General features: G+C 70.3%; 23 protein-coding genes. 6 read left to right on the top strand and 17 right to left on the bottom strand.

Annotated features, from left to right (window positions below):
• Positions 1-31: 31 nt before the first annotated feature.
• The 4 genes from pstB to pstS are packed head-to-tail and all read right to left on the bottom strand — an operon-like array spanning position 32 to position 4,107.
• Positions 32-811, bottom strand: a complete 780-nt coding sequence (gene pstB / locus ABGB06_RS23145) for a phosphate ABC transporter ATP-binding protein PstB (RefSeq protein ID WP_347592421.1) — start codon at positions 809-811, stop codon at positions 32-34.
• 58 nt (positions 812-869) lie between these two features.
• Positions 870-1,988, bottom strand: coding sequence for a phosphate ABC transporter permease PstA (gene pstA / locus ABGB06_RS23150; protein ID WP_347592423.1), 1,119 nt, complete (start codon positions 1,986-1,988; stop codon positions 870-872).
• Positions 1,985-2,941: a phosphate ABC transporter permease subunit PstC gene (gene pstC / locus ABGB06_RS23155; RefSeq protein WP_347592425.1), complete on the bottom strand. Its 957-nt coding sequence runs from the start codon at positions 2,939-2,941 to the stop codon at positions 1,985-1,987. The genes pstA and pstC overlap by 4 nt, the downstream gene beginning before the upstream one ends.
• A gap of 44 nt (positions 2,942-2,985) precedes the next feature.
• On the bottom strand, positions 2,986-4,107 hold the full coding sequence (gene pstS / locus ABGB06_RS23160) for a phosphate ABC transporter substrate-binding protein PstS (RefSeq protein ID WP_347592427.1): 1,122 nt from the start codon (positions 4,105-4,107) through the stop codon (positions 2,986-2,988).
• Between the two features lie 199 nt (positions 4,108-4,306).
• On the opposite strand from pstS, the gene ABGB06_RS23165 reads away from it, so the two are divergent.
• A complete protein-coding gene (locus ABGB06_RS23165) occupies positions 4,307-4,657 on the top strand; it encodes a metal-sensitive transcriptional regulator (RefSeq protein WP_347592429.1) in 351 nt (116 codons plus the stop codon).
• A gap of 234 nt (positions 4,658-4,891) precedes the next feature.
• On the opposite strand, the gene ABGB06_RS23170 is transcribed toward ABGB06_RS23165, so the two are convergent.
• Positions 4,892-5,935 (bottom strand): hypothetical protein, encoded by a 1,044-nt coding sequence (locus tag ABGB06_RS23170; protein ID WP_347592431.1) that lies wholly within the window; start codon positions 5,933-5,935, stop codon positions 4,892-4,894.
• 113 nt (positions 5,936-6,048) lie between these two features.
• On the opposite strand from ABGB06_RS23170, the gene ABGB06_RS23175 reads away from it, so the two are divergent.
• On the top strand, positions 6,049-6,213 hold the full coding sequence (locus ABGB06_RS23175) for a hypothetical protein (protein ID WP_347592433.1): 165 nt from the start codon (positions 6,049-6,051) through the stop codon (positions 6,211-6,213).
• A 23-nt stretch (positions 6,214-6,236) separates the two neighbouring features.
• Here ABGB06_RS23175 and ABGB06_RS23180 read toward each other — a convergent pair whose 3' ends face one another.
• The 7 genes from ABGB06_RS23180 to ABGB06_RS23210 all read right to left on the bottom strand — a co-directional run bounded on the left by ABGB06_RS23180 (position 6,237) and on the right by ABGB06_RS23210 (position 13,868).
• Positions 6,237-6,968 (bottom strand): phosphatase PAP2 family protein, encoded by a 732-nt coding sequence (locus ABGB06_RS23180; protein ID WP_347592435.1) that lies wholly within the window; start codon positions 6,966-6,968, stop codon positions 6,237-6,239.
• A 215-nt stretch (positions 6,969-7,183) separates the two neighbouring features.
• Complete coding sequence (locus ABGB06_RS23185; RefSeq protein WP_347592437.1) at positions 7,184-8,143, bottom strand: bifunctional lytic transglycosylase/C40 family peptidase; 960 nt, start codon at positions 8,141-8,143, stop codon at positions 7,184-7,186.
• Between the two features lie 174 nt (positions 8,144-8,317).
• Complete coding sequence (locus ABGB06_RS23190; protein WP_347592439.1) at positions 8,318-8,647, bottom strand: hypothetical protein; 330 nt, start codon at positions 8,645-8,647, stop codon at positions 8,318-8,320.
• 252 nt (positions 8,648-8,899) lie between these two features.
• Positions 8,900-11,095, bottom strand: a complete 2,196-nt coding sequence (locus ABGB06_RS23195) for a hypothetical protein (RefSeq protein WP_347592441.1) — start codon at positions 11,093-11,095, stop codon at positions 8,900-8,902.
• Positions 11,096-11,155: 60 nt separating this feature from the next.
• Positions 11,156-11,980 (bottom strand): hypothetical protein, encoded by an 825-nt coding sequence (locus ABGB06_RS23200; protein ID WP_347592443.1) that lies wholly within the window; start codon positions 11,978-11,980, stop codon positions 11,156-11,158.
• Positions 11,981-12,213: 233 nt separating this feature from the next.
• Positions 12,214-12,888, bottom strand: a complete 675-nt coding sequence (locus ABGB06_RS23205) for a hypothetical protein (RefSeq protein ID WP_347592445.1) — start codon at positions 12,886-12,888, stop codon at positions 12,214-12,216.
• Positions 12,889-13,184: 296 nt separating this feature from the next.
• Entirely contained in the window at positions 13,185-13,868 is a 684-nt protein-coding gene (locus ABGB06_RS23210) for an NAD(P)-binding domain-containing protein (RefSeq protein WP_347592447.1), read from the bottom strand.
• A 91-nt stretch (positions 13,869-13,959) separates the two neighbouring features.
• On the opposite strand from ABGB06_RS23210, the gene ABGB06_RS23215 reads away from it, so the two are divergent.
• On the top strand, positions 13,960-14,358 hold the full coding sequence (locus tag ABGB06_RS23215; RefSeq protein WP_347592449.1) for a helix-turn-helix domain-containing protein: 399 nt from the start codon (positions 13,960-13,962) through the stop codon (positions 14,356-14,358).
• Between the two features lie 285 nt (positions 14,359-14,643).
• Here ABGB06_RS23215 and ABGB06_RS23220 read toward each other — a convergent pair whose 3' ends face one another.
• Together ABGB06_RS23220 and ABGB06_RS23225 are read right to left on the bottom strand one after the other, a co-directional pair.
• Positions 14,644-15,579, bottom strand: a complete 936-nt coding sequence (locus ABGB06_RS23220; RefSeq protein ID WP_347592451.1) for a lysophospholipid acyltransferase family protein — start codon at positions 15,577-15,579, stop codon at positions 14,644-14,646.
• Positions 15,576-16,340: a GNAT family N-acyltransferase gene (locus tag ABGB06_RS23225; protein ID WP_347592453.1), complete on the bottom strand. Its 765-nt coding sequence runs from the start codon at positions 16,338-16,340 to the stop codon at positions 15,576-15,578. Before ABGB06_RS23225 ends, ABGB06_RS23220 begins: the two co-directional genes overlap by 4 nt.
• Before the next feature lie 334 nt (positions 16,341-16,674).
• Between ABGB06_RS23225 and ABGB06_RS23230 the strand changes: the two genes are divergently transcribed.
• Both ABGB06_RS23230 and ABGB06_RS23235 read left to right on the top strand, forming a co-directional pair.
• The gene (locus ABGB06_RS23230) at positions 16,675-16,983 is read left to right on the top strand and encodes a hypothetical protein (protein WP_347592455.1); all 309 of its coding nucleotides are present in this window, start codon (positions 16,675-16,677) and stop codon (positions 16,981-16,983) included.
• Between the two features lie 5 nt (positions 16,984-16,988).
• Positions 16,989-18,125: a PQQ-dependent sugar dehydrogenase gene (locus ABGB06_RS23235; protein WP_347592457.1), complete on the top strand. Its 1,137-nt coding sequence runs from the start codon at positions 16,989-16,991 to the stop codon at positions 18,123-18,125.
• Between the two features lie 52 nt (positions 18,126-18,177).
• Here ABGB06_RS23235 and ABGB06_RS23240 read toward each other — a convergent pair whose 3' ends face one another.
• Positions 18,178-19,101: a hypothetical protein gene (locus ABGB06_RS23240; protein ID WP_347592459.1), complete on the bottom strand. Its 924-nt coding sequence runs from the start codon at positions 19,099-19,101 to the stop codon at positions 18,178-18,180.
• Between the two features lie 239 nt (positions 19,102-19,340).
• On the opposite strand from ABGB06_RS23240, the gene ABGB06_RS23245 reads away from it, so the two are divergent.
• Entirely contained in the window at positions 19,341-20,804 is a 1,464-nt protein-coding gene (locus ABGB06_RS23245) for an arylsulfatase (protein WP_347592461.1), read from the top strand.
• 104 nt (positions 20,805-20,908) lie between these two features.
• On the opposite strand, the gene ABGB06_RS23250 is transcribed toward ABGB06_RS23245, so the two are convergent.
• Positions 20,909-21,769, bottom strand: a complete 861-nt coding sequence (locus ABGB06_RS23250) for a S1 family peptidase (RefSeq protein WP_347592537.1) — start codon at positions 21,767-21,769, stop codon at positions 20,909-20,911.
• A 278-nt stretch (positions 21,770-22,047) separates the two neighbouring features.
• Positions 22,048-23,541, bottom strand: a complete 1,494-nt coding sequence (locus tag ABGB06_RS23255) for a cytochrome (RefSeq protein ID WP_347592463.1) — start codon at positions 23,539-23,541, stop codon at positions 22,048-22,050.
• Positions 23,542-23,544 lie beyond the last annotated feature (3 nt).

Consider the following 23,544-nt stretch of genomic DNA (forward strand, 5'->3'; position numbering starts at 1 on the left):
GGGCCGCTCGGCCCGCTAACCGCTCGTTCCGCTAACCGAAGCGGCCGGAGATGTAGTCCTCGGTGGCCTTGACCGAGGGGTTGGAGAAGATCTTCTGGGTGTCGTCCACCTCGATCAGCTTCCCCGGCTCCCCGATCGCCGCCAGGTTGAAGAACGCGGTGCGGTCCGAGACCCGCGCCGCCTGCTGCATGTTGTGGGTGACGATCACGATCGTGTACTGCGACTTCAGCTGCGCGATCAGGTCCTCCACGGCCAGGGTGGAGATCGGGTCGAGCGCCGAGCAGGGTTCGTCCATCAGCAGCACGTCGGGCGCCACGGCGGTGGCCCGGGCGATGCACAGCCGCTGCTGCTGGCCGCCGGACAGGCCGGATCCCGGCCGGCTGAGCCGGTCCTTGACCTCGTTCCACAGGTTCGCGGCGCGCAGGTTCTTCTCGACGATGTCGTCCAGCTCCGGCTTCCGGTACCTGATCCCGTTGAGCCGCACGCCGGCCACCACGTTGTCGTAGATCGACATGGTGGGGAACGGGTTGGGCCGCTGGAAGACCATGCCGACGGTGCGGCGCACGGACACCGGGTCGATGCCGGGCCCGTAGAGGTCCTCGTCGTCCAGCCGGACCTTGCCCTCGACCCGGCCGCCGGGGGTGACCTCGTGCATCCGGTTCAGGGTGCGCAGGAAGGTGGACTTGCCGCAGCCGGACGGGCCGATGAAGGCCGTCACCGACCGGGGCTCCACGTGCATCGTGATGTCGTCGATCGCCCGGTGGCTGCCGTAGAACGCGGTCAGCCCGGCGATGTCGATGCGCTTGGCCATGAGGGGGTTCCCGTTTCCTTCTTCAGTCAGCCGAGGTCAGCGGCGGCGGTGGCGGCGGTCATTTCGGGGCCTTCCAGCGGGCGAGGCCGCGGGCGAGCAGGTTGAGGATCATGACGAACGCGATCAGCACCAGGGCGGCGGCCCACGCGCGCTCGTACGCCTGCTCGGTCCCGTATCCCCACTGCTCGTAGACGTACAGCGGGAGCGACGACTGCGCGCCCTCGAAGGGGTTCCCGTTGATCATGTTGTTGCCGAAGACCAGCAGGATGATCGGCGCCGTCTCGCCGGCGATGCGGGCCAGTGCCAGCATCACGCCCGTGGTGATGCCGCCGATCGCGGTCGGCAGCACCACCTTCAGGATGGTCCGCCACTTCGGCACGCCGAGGGCGAGCGACGCCTCCCGCAGCTCGTTGGGGACCAGCTTCAGCATCTCCTCGGTGGACCGCACCACGATCGGCATCATCAGGATGGCCAGCGCCATCGCGCCGGCGAAGCCCGAGTACCCCAGGTCGAGCATCATGATCCACAGGCTGAGGATGAACAGCCCCGCCACGATCGACGGGATGCCGGTCATCACGTCCACGAAGAAGGTGACGGCCTTCGCCAGCCGGCCGCGCCCGTACTCCACCAGGTAGACCGCGGTCAGCAGCCCGATCGGGATGGCGATCACGCTGGCCAGCAGCACCTGTTCGACGGTGCCCAGGAGGGCGTGGTAGATGCCGCCGCCGGACTGCCAGCTGAGCACGCCGTTCATCGAGTGGGTCAGGAAGTACCAGCTGACGCCGGGGAGGCCGCGCGCCACCGTCTCCCAGATCAGCGAGACCAGCGGCACCACCGCCACCGCGAAGCTGGCCCACACCAGGGTGGACGCCAGCCGGTCCACGGCCAGGCGGCGGCCCTCGATGCGGGCGGACAGCCCGAAGGCGGCGATCACGAACACCAGGGCCGCGATCAGCCCCCACTGGGCCCGGCTGTCCAGGCCGCCGAGCAGGCCGATGCCCACGCCCACGGCCACCGAGCCGACCAGCAGCGCGAGCAGCGCCCAGCGCGGCAGCCGTGGCGGCCGGAGGTTCACCCGCGGGGCCGCGCCGCGGGGCGACGGGGCGGCACCGGCCGAGCCGCCGGAGGTGCCCCCCGGGGTGCCGCCGGGGGTGCCGAGGTCGGTGCGGCTGCTCATGCGTTGGCTCCCGAGTACTCGCGGCGCCGGGCGATGATCAGCCGGGCGGCGCCGTTGACCAGCAGGGTGAGGACGAAGAGCACCAGGCCCGAGGCGATCAGCGCGTCCCGCCCCATCGAGCCGGCCTCCTTGAACTGGCTGGCGATGTTCTGGGCGAACGTGCCGCCGCCCGACTCCAGCAGGCTGGCGTTGATCAGGAAGCTCGGCGAGAGCACCGTGGCCACCGCCATCGTCTCGCCCAACGCCCGGCCGAGGCCGAGCATCGAGGCGCTGATGACGCCGGACCTGCCGAAGGGCAGCACCGTCATCCGGATGACCTCCCAGCGGGTGGCGCCCAGCGCCATCGCGGCCTCCTGGTGGGTGGCCGGGGCCTGCCGGAAGACCTCGCGGGCGACGCTGGTGATGATCGGCAGGATCATGATCGCCAGCAGGATGCCGACGGTCATCAGGGACCGGGCCGGGGTGCCGTTGTAGGCGAACACGCCGGTCCAGCCGAAGTAGTCGTCCAGCCACTCGTAGAGCCCGGTCATCCGGGGCACCAGGTAGAGCGCGCCCCACAGGCCGTAGACGATGCTGGGCACGGCGGCCAGCAGGTCGACCAGATAGCCGATCGGGGTGGCCAGGCGGCGCGGCGCGTAGTGCGAGATGAACAGCGCGATCCCGACCGCCACCGGAACGGCCAGCACCATGGCGATGACGGAGCTGACCACGGTGCCGAAGAGCAGCACCGCGATGCCGAAGTACGGGGGGTCGGCGTTGGCGTTCCACTCGAACGTCGTGAGGAAGTTCCCCTGGTTGTCGCTGATGGCGACGACCGCGCGGATGGCGAGGAAGACCGCGATGGCGGCCATGATCACCAGCAGCGCGATGCCCGAGCCCTTGGACAGCCCGCTGAAGATCCGGTCGCCGAGATGCCCGGTGCCGGCGCGTTCTTTCGTGGTGAGCGTCGTCATTCCGTCTCTCTCAGGCCGTCTCTCTCGAGCTTCCTCGGGCGTTGTCACGACAGGTCGGCGACGCGCTCGCGCACCCGCCGGATGATGTCGTCGGCGATCGGGGCGTAGTCGATGTCGGCCAGGGCGCGCTGTCCCTCCTGGCTCGCCGTCCAGCGGAGGAAGGCTCTGGTCAGGGGCAGCGTGTCCGGATTGTTGCCGCGGTCGCAGACCACCTCGTAGGTGATCAGCACGAGCGGGTAGGCGCCCTCCTCGCTCGTCGTGTAGTCGAGCTCCAGCGCGAGGTCGCCGTCGCGGCCGACCACCCGGGCCTCGGCGACCGCGGTCGAGGAGTTCTCCACGGAGGCGGCGACCGGGCGCTCCGCGCCGGTGTCGAGGAGGACCGTGGGGATGTCGTTCTGGTGCGCGTAGGACAGCTCGAAGTAGGCGATCGCGCCCTCGTTCTGCTGCACCATGCCGACCAGCCCGGACGAGCCGTCGGCCGCCTGGCCGCCCTGGCCGCGCCAGTTCTTGTCCGGCTCGTACGGCCAGGCGTCGGGGGCGGCGGCGTGCAGGTAGGAGGTGAAGTTGTCGGTGGTGCCCGAGCCGTCGGAGCGGTGGAACGGCGTGATCGGCAGCCGCGGCAGGTCGACGCCCGGGTTCAGCTCGGCGATTGCCGGATCGTTCCAGCGGGTGATCTGCGAGTCGAAGATCCGACCCAGCGTCTCGGCGTCCAGCACCAGCTCGTCCACGCCTGGCAGGTGGTAGGCCACCGCGATCGGTCCCGCGACCATCGGCAGGTGAACGGCTCGGCCCGACTGGCCGTCGTGCGAGCACACCGAACGGGACTCGTTCACCTCGCCCTCGGTCAGCAGCGAGTCGGTGCCGCCGAACGCCGTGGTGCCCTGGAGGAACTCCTGGATGCCCGCGCCGGAACCGGTCGGCTTGTAGTTGATCTGGCTGCCTTCACAGTTGGCCTGATAGGTGTTCACCCAGACCTCCATCGCGTTCGCCTGGGCGCTGGACCCGGAGGCCAGCAGGGTGCCGGACTCCTTGGCGCAGCGCAGCGTCTCGGCGGAGAAGTCCACGGCGCCGGGAAGTCCGGAGTTGTCGTCGGTTCCGCAGGCGGCGAGCGGGAGGGTGGCGGTGAGCGCGGCGAGGGTGACGGCCGTCAGGCGCCGTGGCTTCACTGTCGTTCGGTTCCTTCCCGTGGGGCACCGCACCCGCGGTCACGCGGCGGCTCAGGTGACGTCAGGGTGACTTTCATAAATGAACAGAAGATGAACAGGAGCACTCGGTGACCTTCTGGCACAGGCACGATACTGCGCGTAGAGGCGATGGTTCGTTACGCTATACCCAGCAGGGGTATTAAGTCCGGGAGGGACAACTATGACCACAATTGAGTCGGCGGCGGGCGGCGCGGCGGCGGTCGTCGAACACGGCGACCCGCACGCGGGCCCGCACGGCTACAGCAAGGACAAGGACGCCCACATCAAGCGGCTGCGCCGCATCGAGGGGCAGATCAGAGGCCTTCAGCGGATGGTCGAGGAGGACGAGTACTGCATCGACATACTCACCCAGGTCTCCGCCTCCACGAAGGCGCTCCAGTCGTTCGCGCTGCGCCTGCTGGAGGAGCACCTGCGGCACTGCGTCGCGCACGCCGCGCAGGACGGCGGCGCCGAGATCGACGCGAAGGTCGAGGAGGCCACCGCCGCCATCGCCCGCATGCTCCGCACGTAGCCCTTCCCAGGCCCGCCCGCCGGATCCGGTCGCCCGCACGTGCTCCGAACCGGGCGCCCACACACCGACCGATGGCCCGCACACGCTCCGTCCCGGGCCCGCACGCCCGACACGCCGATCAGCCGCGCGCGTGTAAGCCAGGCCGGCGGCCGCCCGACCGCTGCTGGACGTCCGCCAGGACACCGCCGTCCGCCAGGACACGGCCGGGGCCGTCGCGCCGGTGCTGGCCGTCCGCTAGGACACCGTGCCGGAGTAGACCGCGCCGTCGCCCGGCATCGTGACGTCCACCGGCGTGCCGAAGTCGAAGAGCAGCACGGTCGAGGCCACCTCCACCGGCTGCGGCGCCGTCCCCCCGACGCCGGCGAAACTGAACTCGTGCCGGATCTTGCGCGGCAGCCCGTCCTCGCCGATGTACACGTCGAACGGCACCAGCGTGCGGGCGAAGCCCTCCCCCGCCACCGCCGCCTCGAACTGCTCCTTCGCGACGCCGCTGGCCACCTCCTGGGCGGCGGCGATGTCGGTGACCCCGCGGTAGTGCCGGACCGTCTCGCCGTTCAGCTCCGTCTCACCGAGGTCCGAGACGCTGCTCGCGCCGCGCAGCAGCTCGAACGCGGTGATCGGGTCGGTGGCGCCGCCGGTGACCAGGTTCCCGTCGGCGATCGTGGTCACGTCGACCCGGACCCACTTGTCGGCCGGCACGCCCGCGCCCCGGTTCTTCATGTACAGCTCGCCGGGCGCGAAGACCTCCGTGACCGGCTCGGAGGGCACCGGCTCGGCGCCGGCGGGCTGCGCCGCCGGCAGGGTGAGCAGCAGCTCCCCGACCCCGGTGTCGTAGTCGAAGCTGCCCTCGCCGCTGATCGTGAGCCGGGTGCCGCCCGAGACCATCTCCATCGCCGTGCGCGCCTGGGAACTGCCGGACTCCAGCAGCACGTCAGCGGCCTGCCTGATGACCTCCAGCGCGTCGGCCAGGCCGCTGCTCGCCGCCCGCGCGTCGTCCTCGGCGGCCGACCCGGTGCCCGAGCAGCCGCAGACCGCGAGCAGCGCGGTCAGCAGGCCGACGCATCCGACGACCCGAACCTCGTACCGGACCTCGTGCCGGGTCTCCTGCCGGGTCTCCTGCCGGGGCTCCTGCCCGGCCTCGTGGTGGGCCTCGCAGTGCGCCTCGTGGTCGGACGCGTGGTGGGCAGCGCAGCCGTGCGGGCACGTCGTCCCGCGCTTCGCGCGCTCGTGTCGCCGCCACACCATCATGCCCGCCGACACCCCCAGCTTCCGTCGCATCGGTCCCGGACTCGTACCGCCTAACGAGACCTTGGGGTGCCCGTCACGGCTCGCCGCCCGGCATGGCCCGATACGGTGGTCCGGTGTGTGAGCAGGCGGAAGACCAACCCTTGATGTCCCGGGCGCTCGACGGGGGGCACCGCGTCACGCTGACCGAGCGCGGTCCCTTCCTGGCCCCGCGGTGCAGTTGCGGGTGGTATGGCCCGGCGCGGCGGTCCCGCCCGCTGGCCCGCAAGGAGGCCGAGGCCCACCTCGCCACCCCCGACGCCGGCGGCTGAGACCCGCGTCCCGCCGACTCACGTCACGCCGCGAGCCCGCGCTGCTTCGCCACCGGGTGCTCGGCCCCGTCACGCTCCCCGGACCGCCCGGCCGGCTCGGGCGAACCGCCGTCGGCGCCCTCGTCCGCACCCGGCCGGGCGACCACCAGGCGGCGCAGCCGGCGGCTCCGCCCGCAGCGCCGCGCCAGCGGCGTCAGCACCGCCATGGCCAGCGGGGCCAGCAACAGCGCCACCGCCGTGCCCAGCGCGAAGCCGCCGATCACGTCCGTCGGATAGTGCACGCCCATCAGCACCTGGGTGAACCCCTGCACCAGCGCCAGCCCGCAGGCCGCGGCGCCCAGCCCTCGGTGCACGAGGAACAGCCCCACCGCGACCGCCATGGCGACGCTCGCGTGGTCGCTGACGAACGAGTAGCCCGTCGGCGTGCCGTGGCCGCCCGTCAGCACGGTGACCGCGTCGGGATGGTCCTCGAAGGGTCTGGGTCTCGCCACGAAGCCCCGGATCGGGATGTTCACCAGGAACGCGACCACGGCGGCCAGCGCCGACCAGGCCACGGCGGCGACCGCCTGCGGCGCGTCGGGGTGCCGGCGCACGGCCAGCCAGGCGAGGAGCACGACCGCCGTCAGGGCGGCCGGGACTGCGAAGTACGCGGTGCCGACCACGGCCCGTTCGGCCCATTCGGGCAGCCGCGCGGCCAGGGCACCGACATCCCGGAGGATGTCCACCTCGAGATCAGGATTGTCGATCGCAGACATGTGCCGTCGCGGCCCCTTCATTCGTGGGGGGACCCTGCCGCGGGGGGCAGGCAGGGAAGAGGAGCCCCTGTACCGGATGCACCGGAACAGCTAACTCCAGGAACCTCCCCCGAGGTGCCCAGGTCCATCGAAAGATCACCGCAGCGTTATCGAACAGCAACGCATAGCAGGCCGGACCCGGCCGGAACCGTCGTGATCATCCGGCATCGGCTGGATTACTGCGCCGTGGGACGAGTGGCACCAAAGTAGTCGGCTGAGTCAATCGGGTCGAAGCGGACCACCGCGCCCGTGTACGGCGCGTCTATCATGTATCCGCCGCCGACGTAGATCCCGACGTGATGGATGGCGCGCGAGTCGGTCAGATCGTTGGAAAAGAAGATCAGATCGCCCGGCAGCAGCTCGTCGCGGTCCGGATGCGGCCCCGAGTTCCACTGGTCGTTGGCCACCCGCGGCAGCTCCACCCCGACCTGTCTGTAGGCCGCCTGCATCAGACCGGAGCAGTCGAACTGCCCGTTGTCCTCCGGACCGCCCTCGCCACCCCACTTGTACGGCGTGCCCAGCTGCTCCTGCGCCCAGTTCACCGCCCCGGCGGCGACCGCCGACGGCGGCAGCCGCTCCTCCAGCTCGTCCTCGACCTGCACCGGCGCCGCGAAGCTCGCCTCGGCCGCGCGGATCGTCTCCACGTAGTTCTGCGTCTCCTCGTACGGCGGCACCCCGCCGTACTGGATCACGGCGTACGAGCCCGCGTTGTACGCGGCCAGCATGTTGTTCACCGGATCGCCCGGCACGTCGTCGACGTAACCGGCGATGGTGCAGTCGTACTGGGCGGCCGAGGGGATCGCGTCCTCCGGATCCCACACGTTCGCCGTGCCGTCGCCGTTCGCGTCGAAGCCGTGCGCGGCCCAGGTGCCCGGGATGAACTGGGCTATGCCCTGCGCGTCCGCGTAGCTCTGCGCGTCGGGGTTGAACCCGCTCTCCTGGTTCAGCTGGGCGGCCAGCAGGGCGGGGCTGAGCGTCTCGCAGAGATTGCCCCACTGCTGCACCAGCCGGGCGTACTCCGCCGGCACGCTGTTCTCCGCCAGGGTGTTCCCCTCCCCCGAGTTCGCCCCCAGCCCACCGAGCAGCCCGCCGGCCGCGCTGTACACGCCGACGACGAGCAGCGTCATGAAGGCCATGAGGCCCCCGAACCCCACACCCACCCACAACGCGACCCGCCGCACGGACCCTCACCCCATCACCGAACGCTCCGTCACCCTCCCCCTACTGTGCCCGATCCGACTGACACCCCACCAGCACCCGCCCGAATCCGCCCGCCCGTCAACTCCCATCTGTGAGACTCCTGGCGACCACTACGCCGCGTCCGCACACGAGAAGTGGTCCAACAACGACCCCACGAGATCCTCGGTGAACGCCACCACGTCGCGCTGTCCCACGACCGGGTCCTCCCAGGTGCCCTGGTACCGAACGTTGACGTCCAACACGGCCTCCTCCCCGCGCGCCGGACACCCGACCTGCACCAGGGCCCCGTCGGGCCCGACCAGCGCCGGCTCGCCAGCGATGGTCGCCTCCTCGGCCCGCTCGATGCCGTACACGCTGGGATGGTCCTCGTACCGCTGCATGATGTCGAAAGGTTCGCTGAACTCCTTCACCTCGATCGCGAGCACCAATGCCTCGTCCACGACCACGTGACAGTAGACAGGGGTCGGCGTCTGCGAGTGGGACTCTTCCTCCTCAACGAGCAGTTCCCCTCCCGAAGGCAACAAGGGATCAAGCTTCCCCGGTGAGATCGGTACCGAGCACAATTTCCGCGGTGCGGCGTAGCTGGTTTCTGCGTCGCGCTGCCCAAAAAAGCCAATCACCAGCGCAATCGTGACGGTGGCAAAGGATCCGACTGCCAGTATTCGCCAAAGCCTCATTCGTCAACCACCTCCTCACGGCAACTGAACCCCCAGAACGCCAGCAGCATCCTCGAATCCACTCTGGGCTCCTTGATGAATCATTTCCTCAGATTGGTCGCCCCACTGCTCTTCCGAATACTGCGCGTAAGGCGGGGCTGGCTCCGGATTCAACTCCGTCCACTGATTCGCCAACTCCATCAGATACCCATTGTTCTCTTCGTAGTATCCGGCCCTGACGTTCTGCGCGTCGCCCTCGATCCGCTCGCTCTCCTGGGCAACCCAAGCCTCACTGCCCTTGTCAATTGCATTCTGGATACTCGTCCCCACGAAGGGAATTTCACCAAGAAGATACCCTCCAAACTCGTATCCGGGCCCTAACGGTGCGGACGCCTCTTCCTTGTCGATCTCCAGAGCTTCGTACCTCCCATAGGAGAGGAAACCCTCTGCTCGACCAACCTCCTCCAGCACGAGCTCTGGATCAGCCGAGGAATCTGCAGCGATCCTCTGCACAAATTCGACGTTCATCGACTGGTGCAGAATTTCATAAGACTCGGGCGACCGAGACACCTGAACTGACATCTCGGCAAGGTGGCGTGGATCCAAGGGCACGTCGTCCCCGAAACTGTGGCTCGCCGTTGCGTAAACCTCGTCCGAGTAGCTGCCGAGCATCCTCGCGTAGCCATCGCGCAGGTCCGGCGGGAAGTCGTCCTCCATCTCGAAACCGATCTCAAGGGCGTTCTCGAAGATCCGCATCTGCTGGTCCGAGTGCTCGCCCTGGGCCGGCGCCCACTCGTCGGCACGGTTCCCCGTCGTAGCGGCGAGCAGCGCATCGGCCGTCGACTGGAGGGCCATCACGCCGCCGTCCTCCGCGAGACCCGCCGTGTCCGGTGACCCGAGACCGGGAGCGAGCTCGTAGCGCTCCCGGAGCAGGTAGTCCATGGTGTCCTTCTCCGCGAAGACGGCGGTCGCCGCCTCGGGGTTGTTCGCCAGGGCGTCCATGTACCCGGTGATCGGATCCACCCGAAACGCGTCTCCGATCACCGTCGCTCGGTTGTCGCTGTACGTCTCGGCCCACTGCCCGCCCGGCGTATCGCTGCTCCGCTCGAACGCGAGCAGCGCCTCGCCGTAGCTCCCTTCCCCGGTGAGGAAGTCGGTGCCGTACTGGCCGGAGCCCATCAGGCTGCTCATCAGCTGGAAGCCGTAAGGACTGAAGGTGGCGTACTCACCGAACTGCTGGTCGCCCAGCCCGATCACGTCCTCCTGCCACTGTTCCATGCGCGCGTCGTCCGTTGATGTGGCGGTACCCAGCATCAGCCCCAGACTTCCCTGGAGATCAGTCAGAAGCTCCGCTCGGTCTCCACTCGCCTCGTCTCCGTACTGCGGGTCGATCAACCCGCTCCAGAGGTTCATCAGGTTCTCCGCACCGATCTCGGTCGTGAACTCAACGGAAAATTCTGGATTCCCCGCGCCGGCCTCAAGGATTGTGGCCAGGACATCGACCTCCGAATCGGTCATCTCCTGACCCTTGCCGAAGAGGTCCGTGGCCAGGTCGAGGCCGGGCTCCGCCAGGGCGTCCAGACGATCCTGGTATCGCTGTCCCTGAACCGTGTTCTCGATCCAGTTCTGGTACTCGTCGGAGTACGGGGCAACGTCTCCCGGAGGCGAGAAGGCACTGTCCAGCGTCGTGTTCAGCAGGTCCCGGAGGGCCAGCGCATCGGACGACGCGCCTTCCTCCGACGCGGCGGCGTCGACGGTCTCCCACAGTCCGAGGAACTCAGTCACACCCAACTCGTCGACCAGGTAGGCCGCGAAGTCGGGATGCTCCGCGAAGTCCGCCAGCAGACCTCGCATCTCGTCCATCTCTTCCTCTGAGAGGTCGTCCTGCCGAGCGAGTTCGACGATGCTGTCCGCATTCTGCTGGCCAAAGACCTCCCACTCCCACTCGTCGGTGTCGGTCGCGTACCCAGCGGCGAGGTCGGCGGCCGTCAGGTCCGCGTTCGGGTTGTCCCCGCGGAGGATGGCCGCGCCGTCCCGCATCTGACCGGCGGCGTCCATCAGCCACGTGAGCAGCGGCTCTAAGGACGCCATCGCGGCGCCGGCGTCCAGCGCACGCGCCCGTTCGAAGAAGTTGACGAGGCGACCGTAGGCGCCGCCGTCGTCGATGGGCCACAGCTTGTTCGCCAGTTCCTCCAACTGGTCCGGGTTGGCATTACGAATGTCCCCACTCACGGCAGCTCTCTTCCCTCCCCGCCGGTCTCCCCAACCGGCGCGAACGTGTGACGCGTCGCCTCAGCGGACGATGGTCTGGACTTCGTCGACGGTGATGTCGTGGGTGGTCTCCAGGACCGCGTCCGGGAGTTCCTGCGGGTCGGGGTTGCCGGTGCCGGTCCAACTGACCGACCAGGTGATGGTCGCGGTCAGCTCGTACGACTCCCCGGCGCCGGTGGAGCGCAGGTACGTCACCCCGCACGGCGGCTCGTCCTCGGCCCGCCCGTCGGTGTACGGCTCCCCGATGGTCCCGTCCGCGTTGATGGTGCACTCGCCGCCGTCCGGGTGCAGGATCGCGTCCCCGGTCCCGGGCTCGATGGTCAGCGCGCTGGGCGTGGCGACGGTGGTGGCCTCCAACCCGAGACTGTCGATCCGCGCCGTGGCGGACACCTCCCCGATGTCCGCGGTGTCCTGCCAGATCCACGTCGGAAGATTCACGGTCTGCGGCTCGTCCGCGTCCGGGTTGAGGCTGATCTCGGTCTCGGGCAAGGGCAGCCACTCGTAGGCGGCCTGAGCCAACACCTCGGGGGAAATGGCGGGTCCCTCCTCCGGTGCCTCCCCGTTCTCCACCCACTCGGCGAGACCGGAACAGGAGTAGGCTCCCGGATCGTCGCGCTTGGCGGGATTGACGACTCCGAAGTAGAAGTTCCCCTCATCCTCGATGTCGAGGTTGTAGTTGTCGTACGGCTCACCGGTGATGTAGTGCGACGCCATTTCGCTGCGCAGATCGCCCACGTCCTCGGGAGGCATGTGCGCGTAGGTGTTCAGCATGTTCTCTACGTAGTCCCGCGTGTCGGTCGCGGAACGAGGCTCGTACCAGCACGCCGGTGGCTCCCAGTCCACCACGGACTCGACGACACCCGGTGGCTCGGTGCTGCCGACGCTGTTGCTGTACTCGACCTCCGAGAAGATCCCCTCGCCGTCCGTACCGCCGTCGGCGGACGGCGGAGGCGGCTCATCCCGATCGCCTTCGTCACGTCCCGAAACCCATTGCGCTGCTGCCTGGCCAGGGAAAGAGACCTGTAGGCCTAACAAGACAGATAACGAGACCGCGCCTGCGATCCGGCTGCCAACGCGCCTCATCGCTCACACTCCCTGTCCAGATCCTCATCCACGGGCAGGACCCTCTCCGCCTGCCACACGCCCAGCTCGTTCTCGCGCATCACGACCTGTGTGTAGAGGAAATTGGCCCCGCCAGACTCGGGGAGGAGCTCCCCCGTTTCCAGGTTCTTGTCCCGGAGTTCCGTGATGTCCTGGCAGTAGCCGACGACGGGCCTGTCGGCCTGGTAGCCCTCGTTTTCCACAGTAAAGTCGTAGTACACGACTGTCCCGGCCCAGGAAACGCCGTCCTCCGAGGAGCCACGGACGAACTGCCGCGCGCTTACCAGCGCCTCACTCGTCGAGTAGAACTCCATCGCCTCAAGCCCTGGATCACCAGCGGCGAAGGCCATGTCCATCACCTCGATGCGGCCAATCGCATCGGCGATGATCGCGTCCCTGGTCGGGTCGCCCGTCTCCGTGTCCTCGAAGACGTTGTTCATGTCGTCCGGGAGCTCGATCTCCGGGCGGTCGATGCCGTCGTCCGTCGGAGACGGGCTCGCGGACTCCGAGGGGGTGTCCGTCTGCTCCTCCCCCGTCTGGACGCCGTCGATGTCGTCGGCGTTGTCGTCCGAGTCGGAGCCGCCGGAACAGGAGGTGAGCAGCAGGCCGGCCGTCAGAGCGGCAAGCGCCGGATGGATAAGACGGGTCTTCACGCGTAACTCCCCGCTGTGGCTTGGTTGAAGAGGTCCACACGCAGCGGCGGAGCGTCACGGATCGACGGGATCGGCAGGGCTGTCGGACCCGGTAACGACGTGACGGCAGGCATGAGCAACTCCCCTCCTCGCCGGGCTCCCCTCCCAGCGCGGTGCGCGTGTGCGGTAACACAAGAACCGTCAGATGACGGTGAGTTGGTCACCGATGACCCTAACGTGTACCAACTGGGCCACCAACGCGCCACAGGGATTGTTACTGGACATTCACTACCGGCAAACTCCCCCCGCGCATGCCCTCACTCGTCGTCGTCCGGCACCGCCGCCGCGAACGTCAGTGGTGGCAGCATCGTGCGGGCGTCGAGCCCGGCGAACCACATGCCGACCACCAGCGCCGTCGCCGCCTCCAGGTAGCGGGCCCGGACCAGGCCGCCGGCCGGGAGCGCCTGGAAGCCGAGGTCCTCGGCCAGGCCGCTGACCAGTTCCATCGCCCACGTGTCGTTGCCGCACATCGGGACGCCCAGTTCGCGCCCCTCGACGACCTGCCAGCCGCCGGACTCGTACACCTCGGCGGCGCACAGGTTGAACGCCTTCACCACCCGCGCGCCCACCGCCACCTCGGCGACGCGTTCCGCGAGCGCCGGCTCCGTCAGCGTGAACGAGTCCGGTGGCTCCGCGAACGCGCCGGGCGCGAACGCGTTGGTGCAGTCGATCAACGGCCGCCCGTTGAGTGCGCCGTCGCCCGCCCCCGCGCCCAACAACGCCTCCGTCACCGCCTCCCCCGGCACCGCGAGCAGCGTCACCTCGCCGTACGTCGCCGCCTCCCGCAGCCCGCCGCCCGTCGCGCCTGGTCCGATGTGGTCCGCCGCCTTCACCGCCCGCTCCGGCGTGCGCCCTCCGAGCATCACCTGATGCCCCGCCCGCACCCAGCCGGCACCCAGCGCCCTGGCCATGTGGCCGGCGCCAATCACTCCGATACGCATGCGTTCGTCCACCTCTCGTTAGCCTTCGTGCCGCACGGTAGGCGAGGCGTTGCGCACCCCAGGGTGCGTAACGAGAAGGGAAGGCTGTCCCATGAGCGACGAGGAGGCGCGCACACCCGCACAGTTCGCGCCCTACGGTGACTTCACCGCCGACTGCCCGGCTCGGCTCGCCGTCGACCTGTTCGCCAGCGGCTGGCTGCCGGTCGTGGTGTTCGCGCTCCGCGAGGGTCCGATGCGGCCGGGGCGCCTGCGCGAGCAGATCGGCGGCATCAGCCAGAAGGTGCTGACCCAGACGCTGCGCCGGATGGAGCGGCTGGGCCTGGTCACCCGGCACCGGTACGCGGAGGCGCCGCCGCGCGTCGAGTACGAGCTGACGGAGCCGGGCCGGGAACTCCTGACCCCCATCTACGCGCTGGGCCGCTGGGCCTATCGGCACGCGGACACGGTGTTGTCCACGATGACCGATCCGGAGGAGCAGACGGCGGGGTAGCGACCGAGAACGGACAACGCCACACCTCACCACCCGCGCGTTCCGGCCAACCTGGTACCGGCCAGGATGCCGCGGCGCGCGGGTGAGGTTGGCGGACACGTCGACGCCCGGGTCCTCCCAGACTGCGGCCGGCCCCTGGCCGTTCCGTCAAGGCCTGGACCCACGCCACGTCGACAACCACACACGGCCGCCGCGCCACGTCCCACGCCAAGCCCCGTGCGTCGACGTCTCCAGAGTGTTAGACGAACAATCCGGCCAATGAGTTGCCCACTGGCACGCACCGGCTCACTTCTCTTGACACACCATCTGCCGCGCTACGGCGCATTCACCACGTGAACGAGCTCCGCCCACAGCGCCTTGCCCCCGTCCGGCATCCCGTACTGCCTCCATTCGGCCGCCAGGGCCCGTGAGTCGCTCGGCGCCGGACATCCGCGCCTGGGCGCGGGCGGCGAGGGTTCGGCGGTCGTCCAGCCCGGGTGTGGGGAACAGGGGCGGGTGCACGGTCACGCGGACGGTGACGTCGGCCGCGCCGACGATCCGGCGCAGGGAGGTGACGAAGTCGTCGTCGCCGACGAAGGCGGGCAAGGTGGTGGGGCGGCCGCCCTGGTCGTAGCGGATGGTCACCGGGCGGACCGGGGCGCCCGCGTCGATCGCCGCCTGGAACGCGGCACGGCGGAACACACCCCGCGCGCCCGAGCACCAGGTGACGCCCTGCGGGAAGACCACCACCGACCGGCCGGCGCCGAGGGCGGCGGACACCTCCTTGATGGCGGCGGGGAGGGTGCGCAGGCTGTCGCGGTCGATGAACAGCGTTCCCGCCCGCCGTACCAGCGGGCCGATCAGCGGCCATCCCGCGACCTCGCGTTTGGCGAGCATGGTCACCGGCTCGATGGCCAGCAGCGCGATGACGTCCAGCCAGGAGATGTGGTTGGCGACGACGAGCGATCCGCGATCGGATGCCGGCACGCTCAACGGTCCGCCGCGCGCGTCCAGCCGTACGCCCGCGGCGTCCAGCAGGTCCGCCGCACACGAGCGCAGCATCCCGGGTTCGGCGAGGCGGTCGCCCCGCGCGAAGGCGCGGAGCACGGTCCCGGTCACCGCGACGGATCGCCGCACCTGGCGCGTCACCGGCACCCGGGTGTCGGTGCGCGCGACGCAGCGGGGAGTGCACGGTGAGGTCGCAGCCCAGACGTTGGTGGGCGCGTTCACCTCGGACCTCATCCGCATCCGTTCAGGAAGTACCTTCGGTACCGGTCGTTCATGCGTTCCGTGTCGAGCAGGACGAAGAAGTCCGCGTCGCCGAAGTCCCGGTCGTGGCACGGCGCGCCGCACACCCACGCCCCCACGCGCAGATAGCTCCTCAGCAGCGGAGGCAACTCGGCGTAGCTCGGCTCGCCCTCGACCGGCGCCGTCGGCGTCCAGGGGTCGTGCGGCCTCACCCGCATCTCCGGTGGTGGGGCGTGCCGCGTGCTGGCCAGCTGCCACGCGTTCGCGGCCGCCCGATCGCCGGCCGTCAGCGACACCGAGGCGCAGCCGGCGAGGTAGCGATGGCCGGATCGCAGGACGTACCGGGCGAGGCCCGCCCACATGAGGTTGATCACCGCGCCTGACCTGTGGTCGGGATGCACGCAGGCCCGTCCCGCCTCGACCATGGCGGAGCGGACGTCCGCCGGCAGGCCCTGCAGGTCGAACTCGGTGTCCGAGTAGCGGTGGACGCTGCGACCGGGCGGCAGCAGCCGGTAGGTGCCGACGACGTCGCCGGTCGACGTGTCGGTCACGATCAGGTGGTCCATGAGGGCGTCGAACTCGTCCACGTCGCGGCCGTCGGGTGTGACCTGCAGGGCGGCGCCATGCTCCTCCCCGAAAACCCGATAGCGGAGCCGTTGAGCGGCGTGTACCTCTTCCGCACGGTCCGCGAGGGAGACCAGGTACGCCGCGGTGGGGGTGGTCGTCGCCGGGGTGGGGTTCGCGAGCAGGGGCATGACGGTTCTCCGTTCGGGACGATGCGCACGGCACCAGGCCACCCGAAGCATGAACATGACAGCCAAATGGGCGATGGCCACACGGTGGTTCGGCGCCAGCCATCCGATGACGAAATGAGACGGCGTGCCGGCGCCCTCCGAGCGCCGGCACGCGGCGGAAGCGCTCGCGCCTCACCCTCACCACGGCACCCACACGTCCCAACCGCCCCGGAAAGATGGCCAGATCACTTGCCGTCAGCGTGTGATCGACACCCGCTCAGGTTCTCTCTCTGTCAGCCTGGCGTGGCACAATCCGAGAAGAGGCGTAGCAGAGCCAGTGAGGTGGTGAGTTCGGATGTTCCTGGCAGCAGAGGAAGACGATATCGACGCGATCATCGGCGGCATCGCCCCTGACTGGGGGCCGTTCGCAGCCGTGGGCACCGAGGCCCGCACGATGATTCAAGTCATCATGGCTCTGGCCATCCTGATCTGCATGGGCATCGCCATCTGGGGAGCCGCGAAGCAGCGGATCGGCTCGACCGCGCTGCGCGACTCGTTCAGCGCCGAGCAGGGCAAGGGGCTGATCGTGGCCGGCCTCACCGGGATCTTCATCATCGGCTCCCTGGGCACCCTGTTCACCATCATCTACGGCATGGCGATCTAGCGGGCATGCGGAGAAGCGGCCGCTGGCGGCATTCGGGACGCGGCGTCGCGATCGTCGGTCTCCTGGCGGTGCTGGCCGTCGGCTGCACGGTCGGCCCTGCCGCGAACCGGGCCGCACGGATGGGACCGGTCGAGCCCACGGACGACGGCGGCGGGCCATCGGGGGAGAACGGCGACCCCTCCGGACTCCCGACCGGGGACCCCAGCTCGCCCCCCGTCCAGGAGAACCCCGCCCCGGCCGACGCCTCCGGATCCGTGGACAGTACGCAGAACACGCCAGACATGGACAACCTCTGTTGTTTCGTTGAGCTTCCGGACGGAGACCTGCTGGTCGGCGAGCAGGACACCGGCGTCGTGTCACGGATCGACGACTCCGGCAACGTCTCCCCGGTCGGGACCATCCCGCGCATTGCCCAAGCGGACAACGGGGCGCTCCTGGGTCTGGCGATCGAGCCGGACTTCGACGGGGAGGACGACTGGCTGTACGTCTACTTCGCCGACTCCTCGGACAACCGCATCGGCCGCTATCCCTACACGCCCGACGACCCACCGGGACAGCAGTTGGGCGCCTACCCTGACACCTTCGTCACGGACATCCCCAAGTCCGCCGGCGGCGGCCCACTCGCCTTCGGACCAGACGGGATGCTGTACGCGGGCACCGGCGACGAGGTCCTGCGCATGGACTCCAGCGGCAGCCCGCCGCCCGACAACCCCGACCCTGCCTCCGCCGTCTACGCCTCCGGCTTCACCGACGTCGAAGGGCTGGCCCTGGACCCCGTCGGGCGGTTGTGGGTCGTGGACGCGGCGGGGAACGGGACCGTGGTACACGTGGTGAGCCGGGACGCGCAGGACGGGACCGTCGCGCCGCCCATGGAGGCGTGGCAGGCGCCGCCCGGTGAGGCGCAGGCACCCACGGGTCTGGCGTACGGCGAGGACTCGCGGTCGCTGTGGCTGACCACCGCCACCGACCAGGGCGTGTGGCGGATCCCGCTGGACGGCGAGGGCGGCGTGGTGGCCGAGCCCGAGTTGCTTGAGGGCGACGGCATAGCGGGGGTGGTGGACATCGCCCCCACCGTCACCGCGGGCGACCGCTTGCTGACCCTGGACACGTCCGGCCGGATGCTCACGCTCGCCGTCACCTGACGGGAAGCACCTCCACCCGACGCCACGGTCCGTACGGTCCGCCGGCCAGGGTCTACCACACGGCGGCCACGACGGTGTCGGGCTGTTCCCGCAGTTGCCGTGGCGAGGCGTGCAGCACCCGCAACCCCGTCGCCTGGATACGGTTGTGGCGCGCCATCGTGGCCTCCCACTGCCGCACACCGGCGTGGTGTCGTGCCGAGTCCACCTCGAACAGCACGCCGTGCCCGGGCCAGTACGCGTCCGGGTCGGCCAGCCACTGGCCGTCGAGCAGCAGCCGGGGGTTCCACAGCGGGCGCGGCAGGTTGGGCTCGGCTTCCAGGACCCGCCGGGCCCGTCCCTCCGCCGGGGAACGGACTCCGACGCGCAGGTCGTCCAGTACGGCGCGCACGTCGGCGCGGTGTGCCAGGCGCACGGCGCCCAGCTCCCGTGCCAAGGCGTCGAGCGGAACGCGTCGCGCCTGCACGATCTCGTACAACGCGCCCGTCATCCCGGGTTCCTGCCGGGCGGCGTCCGCCGCCGCCCGGAGCAGCGGGGCCACCGGCAGGCGGTGTGCCATCCGTGTCGCCGACGGGATGCGGCGGCTGCGGAGCACGCGCACCGACGGCAGCGGGGTCACCTGGCGCGGGACGGGCACCAGCGCGTCGAAGACGCGGACGTCCTCGGGGGCCGGGGCGGCGGGCAACCGATACAGGGCCAGGGCGGCGGTTCCGGTGATCAGGGTCTCGGGAGGCGGCCCGGCCAACGGGACGCTGCGGCCGGCCGCGTACAACAGCGCGGACCAGTAGCGTTGCGGCACGCTCAGCGGACCGTCGTGGAGGACGACGACGCGAGGGAACGGGCTCTGCCAGGGGCCCGTCTTCGCGCAGCGGTCCCGGACCGTCGAAGCGGGCACGCCCAGTTCGACGAGTTGGCGGTGGGTGACGACGCCGCTCTGCGCTCGGGCGACGCGGTCGAGTTCAGGGGGTGTACGAGGCATGCCGGGTCCGTCCCCGTGGCGAACGGGAGTGGTGCCGGCTGTGACAGGGTTGTCGCGAAGGATCACCGGTGAGGGGTAACGTGCGCCCACGCTCCGGTCAGCGCGCGCGGTACGCGCACGTAACCGCACGCCACGCGGAGCAACCCCGCGCCACGGGGCGCTACAGGACGTCGCGTGGGGCCACGAAGACTTGATATCGGCTCAATGGGCCATATGTCTGACGACCGGACGATCGATATGTGCCCTCACGTCGCCAGTTTCTTGCCGCCGCCGCCTCCTCGGTCGCGGCCGTCGCGTTGGACGCGTTGCCGGCCAGTCCCGCCGAGCTCACCGGGCCCGCCGAACGGAGCGGTGGGCGCCACGCCGTGGGCGCGGCGAGCGCCGAACGGCCGCCGAACATCGTGCTGATCGCCGCCGACGACCTCGGCTACGGGGAGGTCGGCGCGTACGGACAGCGGCTCATCAGTACGCCGCGGCTGGACCGGCTGGCCGCCGAGGGCACCCGGTTCACGCAGGCGTACTCGGCCGCCGCCGTGTGCGCGCCGTCGCGCTGCTCGCTGCTCACCGGACTGCACACGGGCCATGCCGCGGTGCGGGAGAACCCCTTCAACGGCGGGCCGCAGGGCTCGCTGGGCGCGTCGGACACCACGTTCGCCGAGTTGCTGCGGGACCAGGGCTACGGGACCGCGTGCGTCGGGAAGTGGGGGTTCGGGCCCGAGGACGCCGAGCAGCCGAGTCATCCGAACGCGCGCGGCTTCGACGAGTTCTTCGGCTATATCGAGCACCGGCACGCGCACGACTACTTCCCCGACTACCTGTGGCACAACGGCGAGCGCCAGGATCTTGACCCGGGCACGTACGCGATCGACGTTTTCGAGCGGCGGGCCCTCGGATACATCAGGGAGCGGGCCAGGGCGCAGCGCCCGTTCCTGCTGTACCTGTCGCCCAACACGCCGCACGCGCCCAGCGACATCCCGGCCACGGACGCGGCGGCGGTCGAGTACGCGGACCGGCCCTGGAGCGCGGCGGACCGCGGGCACGCGGCGCAGGTGACCCGGCTGGACCGGCTGGTCGGCTCGGTGCTGGACGAGCTGCGGCGGCGCGGCATCGAACGGGACACGCTGGTGCTGGTGACCAGCGACAACGGTCCGCACGAGGAGGGCGGGACGGATCCGGACGTGTTCGACGCGAACGGGCCGCTGCGCGGCTACAAGCGGAACCTGTACGAGGGCGGCGTCCGGGTGCCGCTGCTCGCCTGGCGGCCGGGCACGGTCGCGGCGGGCGAGGTCAGCGACCGGGTGACGCCGCTGATCGACGTGCTGCCGACGCTGGCCGAACTGGCGGGCCTGCCGGTGCCGTCGGGGGTGGACGGGCTGTCCGCGGCGGGGCTGCTGGACGGTTCGGGCGGCCCGGCCCCGGAGCACCGGGAGGCGCTGTACTGGTACCGCAACGACCCGGGGTCGACGCGCCGCGCCAACGCGGAGGAGGGTGGGCGCCTCGACCGGCTGGCCGAGGCGGTGCGCCGCGGGGACTGGAAGGCGGTGCGTTACGCGCCGGGTCGGGACCGGTCGGCACCGGACGGAGACTGGCAGGTGGAGCTGTACGACCTGGCCGCGGATCCGGGGGAGACGACGGACGTGGCGGCGGAGCATCCGGCGCTGGTGGCGGAGCTGACGGCGGCCATGCGCGCGGCGTGGACCTGACCGACACGGGCCTGACCGACGCGGACCTGGCCGACGCGAGAGGAGCGCCGCCGCCCCCGGGGGGGGGCGGCGCGTCTGGTACGGGTCGGACGACGGCGCGGTGCCTAGGGCAGGGTGACGCCGTAGGCGTTGGCCGCCTCGACGATCGGCTGGAAGAACGTGGTGCCGCCCGAGGTGCAGTTGCCGCTGCCGCCCGAGGTGAGGCCGAGGCCGGTGGCGCCGCTGAACAGCGGGCCGCCACTGTCGCCCGGCTCGGCGCAGATGTTGGTGCGGATCATGTCGTAGACGACGTCGCCGCCACCGTAGTCGACCGTGTAGCCGAGGCCGGTGACGCTGCCGCACCGAAGGCCCGTCGTGCTGCCGGACCGGCAGGCCGACTGGCCGTTGGTGGCGTTGGCGAAGCCGGTGATGGTCTGCGAGCTGCCGTTGTAGAGGTTGACGGTGCTGGGCACGCTCCCGGGGTTCGGGTCGTACTGGACGAGCCCGTAGTCGTTGACCGGGAACGAGGAGGCGGCGGTGAAGCCGATCTGCGAGGCGCCGTCGCTCCACAGCGGGTAGGGCGGGGTGGGCCCGTACGGGTCCTCCGTGCAGTGGCCCGCGGTGATGAAGTAGAAGGTGCTGCCGGAACGCACGTTGAAGCCGGCCGAGCAGCGCCAGCCGAGGTCCGCGTAGATGGCGTCGCCGCCCTGGACGTACTTCTGGAACGTGCCGGGGGTGTGCTCGAAGACGAGGGCGTCCGCGAGCCGACCGGCGCGGTCGCGGATCCCGTCGATCTCGGCGTCGGAGACGGTGTCGTCGACGAGGACGGTGACAGTGTTGCGGTCCGCGTCCACCGACCAGGCCACACCGCCCTCGGAGGCGTCGAGTACGGCGTCGCCCGCCGCCCTGAGCTCTGTCGCGCTGAACGTCTGGTCGGACTCGGCGGAGACGGCCTGAGCGGCGCCGGGCGTGAGGAACGCGGTCACGGCCAGCAGTCCGGACACCGCGGCGACGAGGCCACGGCGATTGATGCGCTTCGTTCTCACGTACTTCCTCCTGGTAGGAGTCGTGGATCCACCGATGGGTGGACCGTGAGGCACGGCCTGGGTCGGCCGGGGAGCAGGCCCGAAGCGTGAAGATTATGAAGGGCATGCCCCTGACAATCCGACACGGAAAGTCTTCCCACCGTCACTACCCCTCCCAAACAACGGCTTTCGCCCCGACTGCTCCCCATCGGGTCTTGACCGTTTCCGAACGTCTGTGGCTATCCTCGGCGGGCTTTGCGACGAAGTGCTGCCATCAATCGCCACAACGAGGACTGCCGGCCTCGGGGGCCACGTGCGCCGGCGGGCTCCCGGCCCGTTTCCGCGTCGCCCTCGGCGCCGGCGGGCACGCCGGGCGACGGCGCCGGAACCTCGACGCCCGCCGCCGGTACCGAAGCCGGGGCGCCGCCGTCGGCGCGTTCCGGCGGCCGCGGGTCGGCGACCGCCGACGGCTGCTCCACCGCCAGCCGGTACTGCACCGGCAGGATCCGCAGCCCGCCGAAGAAGGGCGAGGACCGCCAGGGCAGTTGGTCCTCCGGCATGGTCAGCCGGAACTCCTCGAAACGCGCGGTGATCCGTTCGAGGCCGGTGCCGACGATCATCATCGCCAGTTCCTTCGCCGGACAACGGTGCGGGCCGACGCCGAAGCTGATGTGGTCGCGGGAGCTGAAGAACGGTGGCCGGGTGGCGCCGGCCCCGAAGTGCGGGCAGTTGTGCACCGCGGCCGGCGAGACCATCACCGGGTCGCCGGCGGATATCCGGAAGTCGCCGAGTTCGGTGTCCGCGACCGGGAAGCGGAAAGTGAGGTTGTGCATCGGCGGGTTGGCCACCACGACGTTGTTGATGATCTCCTGGTGGAAGGCCCGGCGCATGCCCGGCGGCACGTCCCGGGGGCGGCGGAGCGTCTCGACCAGGCTGCTGGCGATCAGCGAGCTGACCTCGTCCGCCGTGGTGCCCATCACCAGGTAGAGCTCCCAGGCCAGCTCCTCGGTGCTGATCTCCGGGTTGTGGGCCAGCAGGTACGACGGCATGTCGTCACCGGGGCGGGCCCGCTTCTCCTCGGCCAGTTCGCGCAGGTCGGTCATCAGCCGCTCGATCGCCGCGGGAGCCTCGGGGCCGGCGTCCAGCACCCGCCAGACGTCCATGATGACCTCGTCGCCCTTGGCGACCGGGAAGCCGAGCAGCTGGTTGACCACCATCATCGGCAGCGGGCGGGCGAACTGACCGCAGAGGTCGGCCATGCCCTCCCGGTTGCCGCCGGCGCCGCCGGCGAGGAAGGTGATCAGGTCGTCCGCGTACTCCCGGGTCAGCTCCTCCAACCGGCGGGCCGTCGGGTGGCTGAGGTCCTGGAACGGGGCGAGGGCCGCCTCCAACGAGGCGCGCGCCGCCGCGTGCCGCTCGTCGTCGAAGAAGACGAGCATGTCGCACTCCAGCGCGGGCAACGGCGGCCAGTCCTTCGGCACCCGGCCCTCGGTGTACGCCCGCCAGTGGGTCATGCTCTTCTTCCACAGCGCCGCGTCCGTCATCACGGACAGCGCCTGGGGATAGTCGAGCACCAGCCACACCGGCTGGCCGAGCAGGCCGACGGGGGCGACGCTGCCGTACTGCCGCCGCAGCCGGTCGTGCATCTCCACCCTTCTCGTCTCGTACTCACGGGTGAGGAGCGGTTCGACGGGCAGGTCTTCGAGCTGCTCGTCGCGGGAGGGTGAGGTCATGCT

Origin of the sequence: Streptomyces sp. B6B3 (assembly GCF_039871525.1) — a bacterium.
GTDB lineage: Bacteria > Actinomycetota > Actinomycetes > Streptomycetales > Streptomycetaceae > Streptomyces.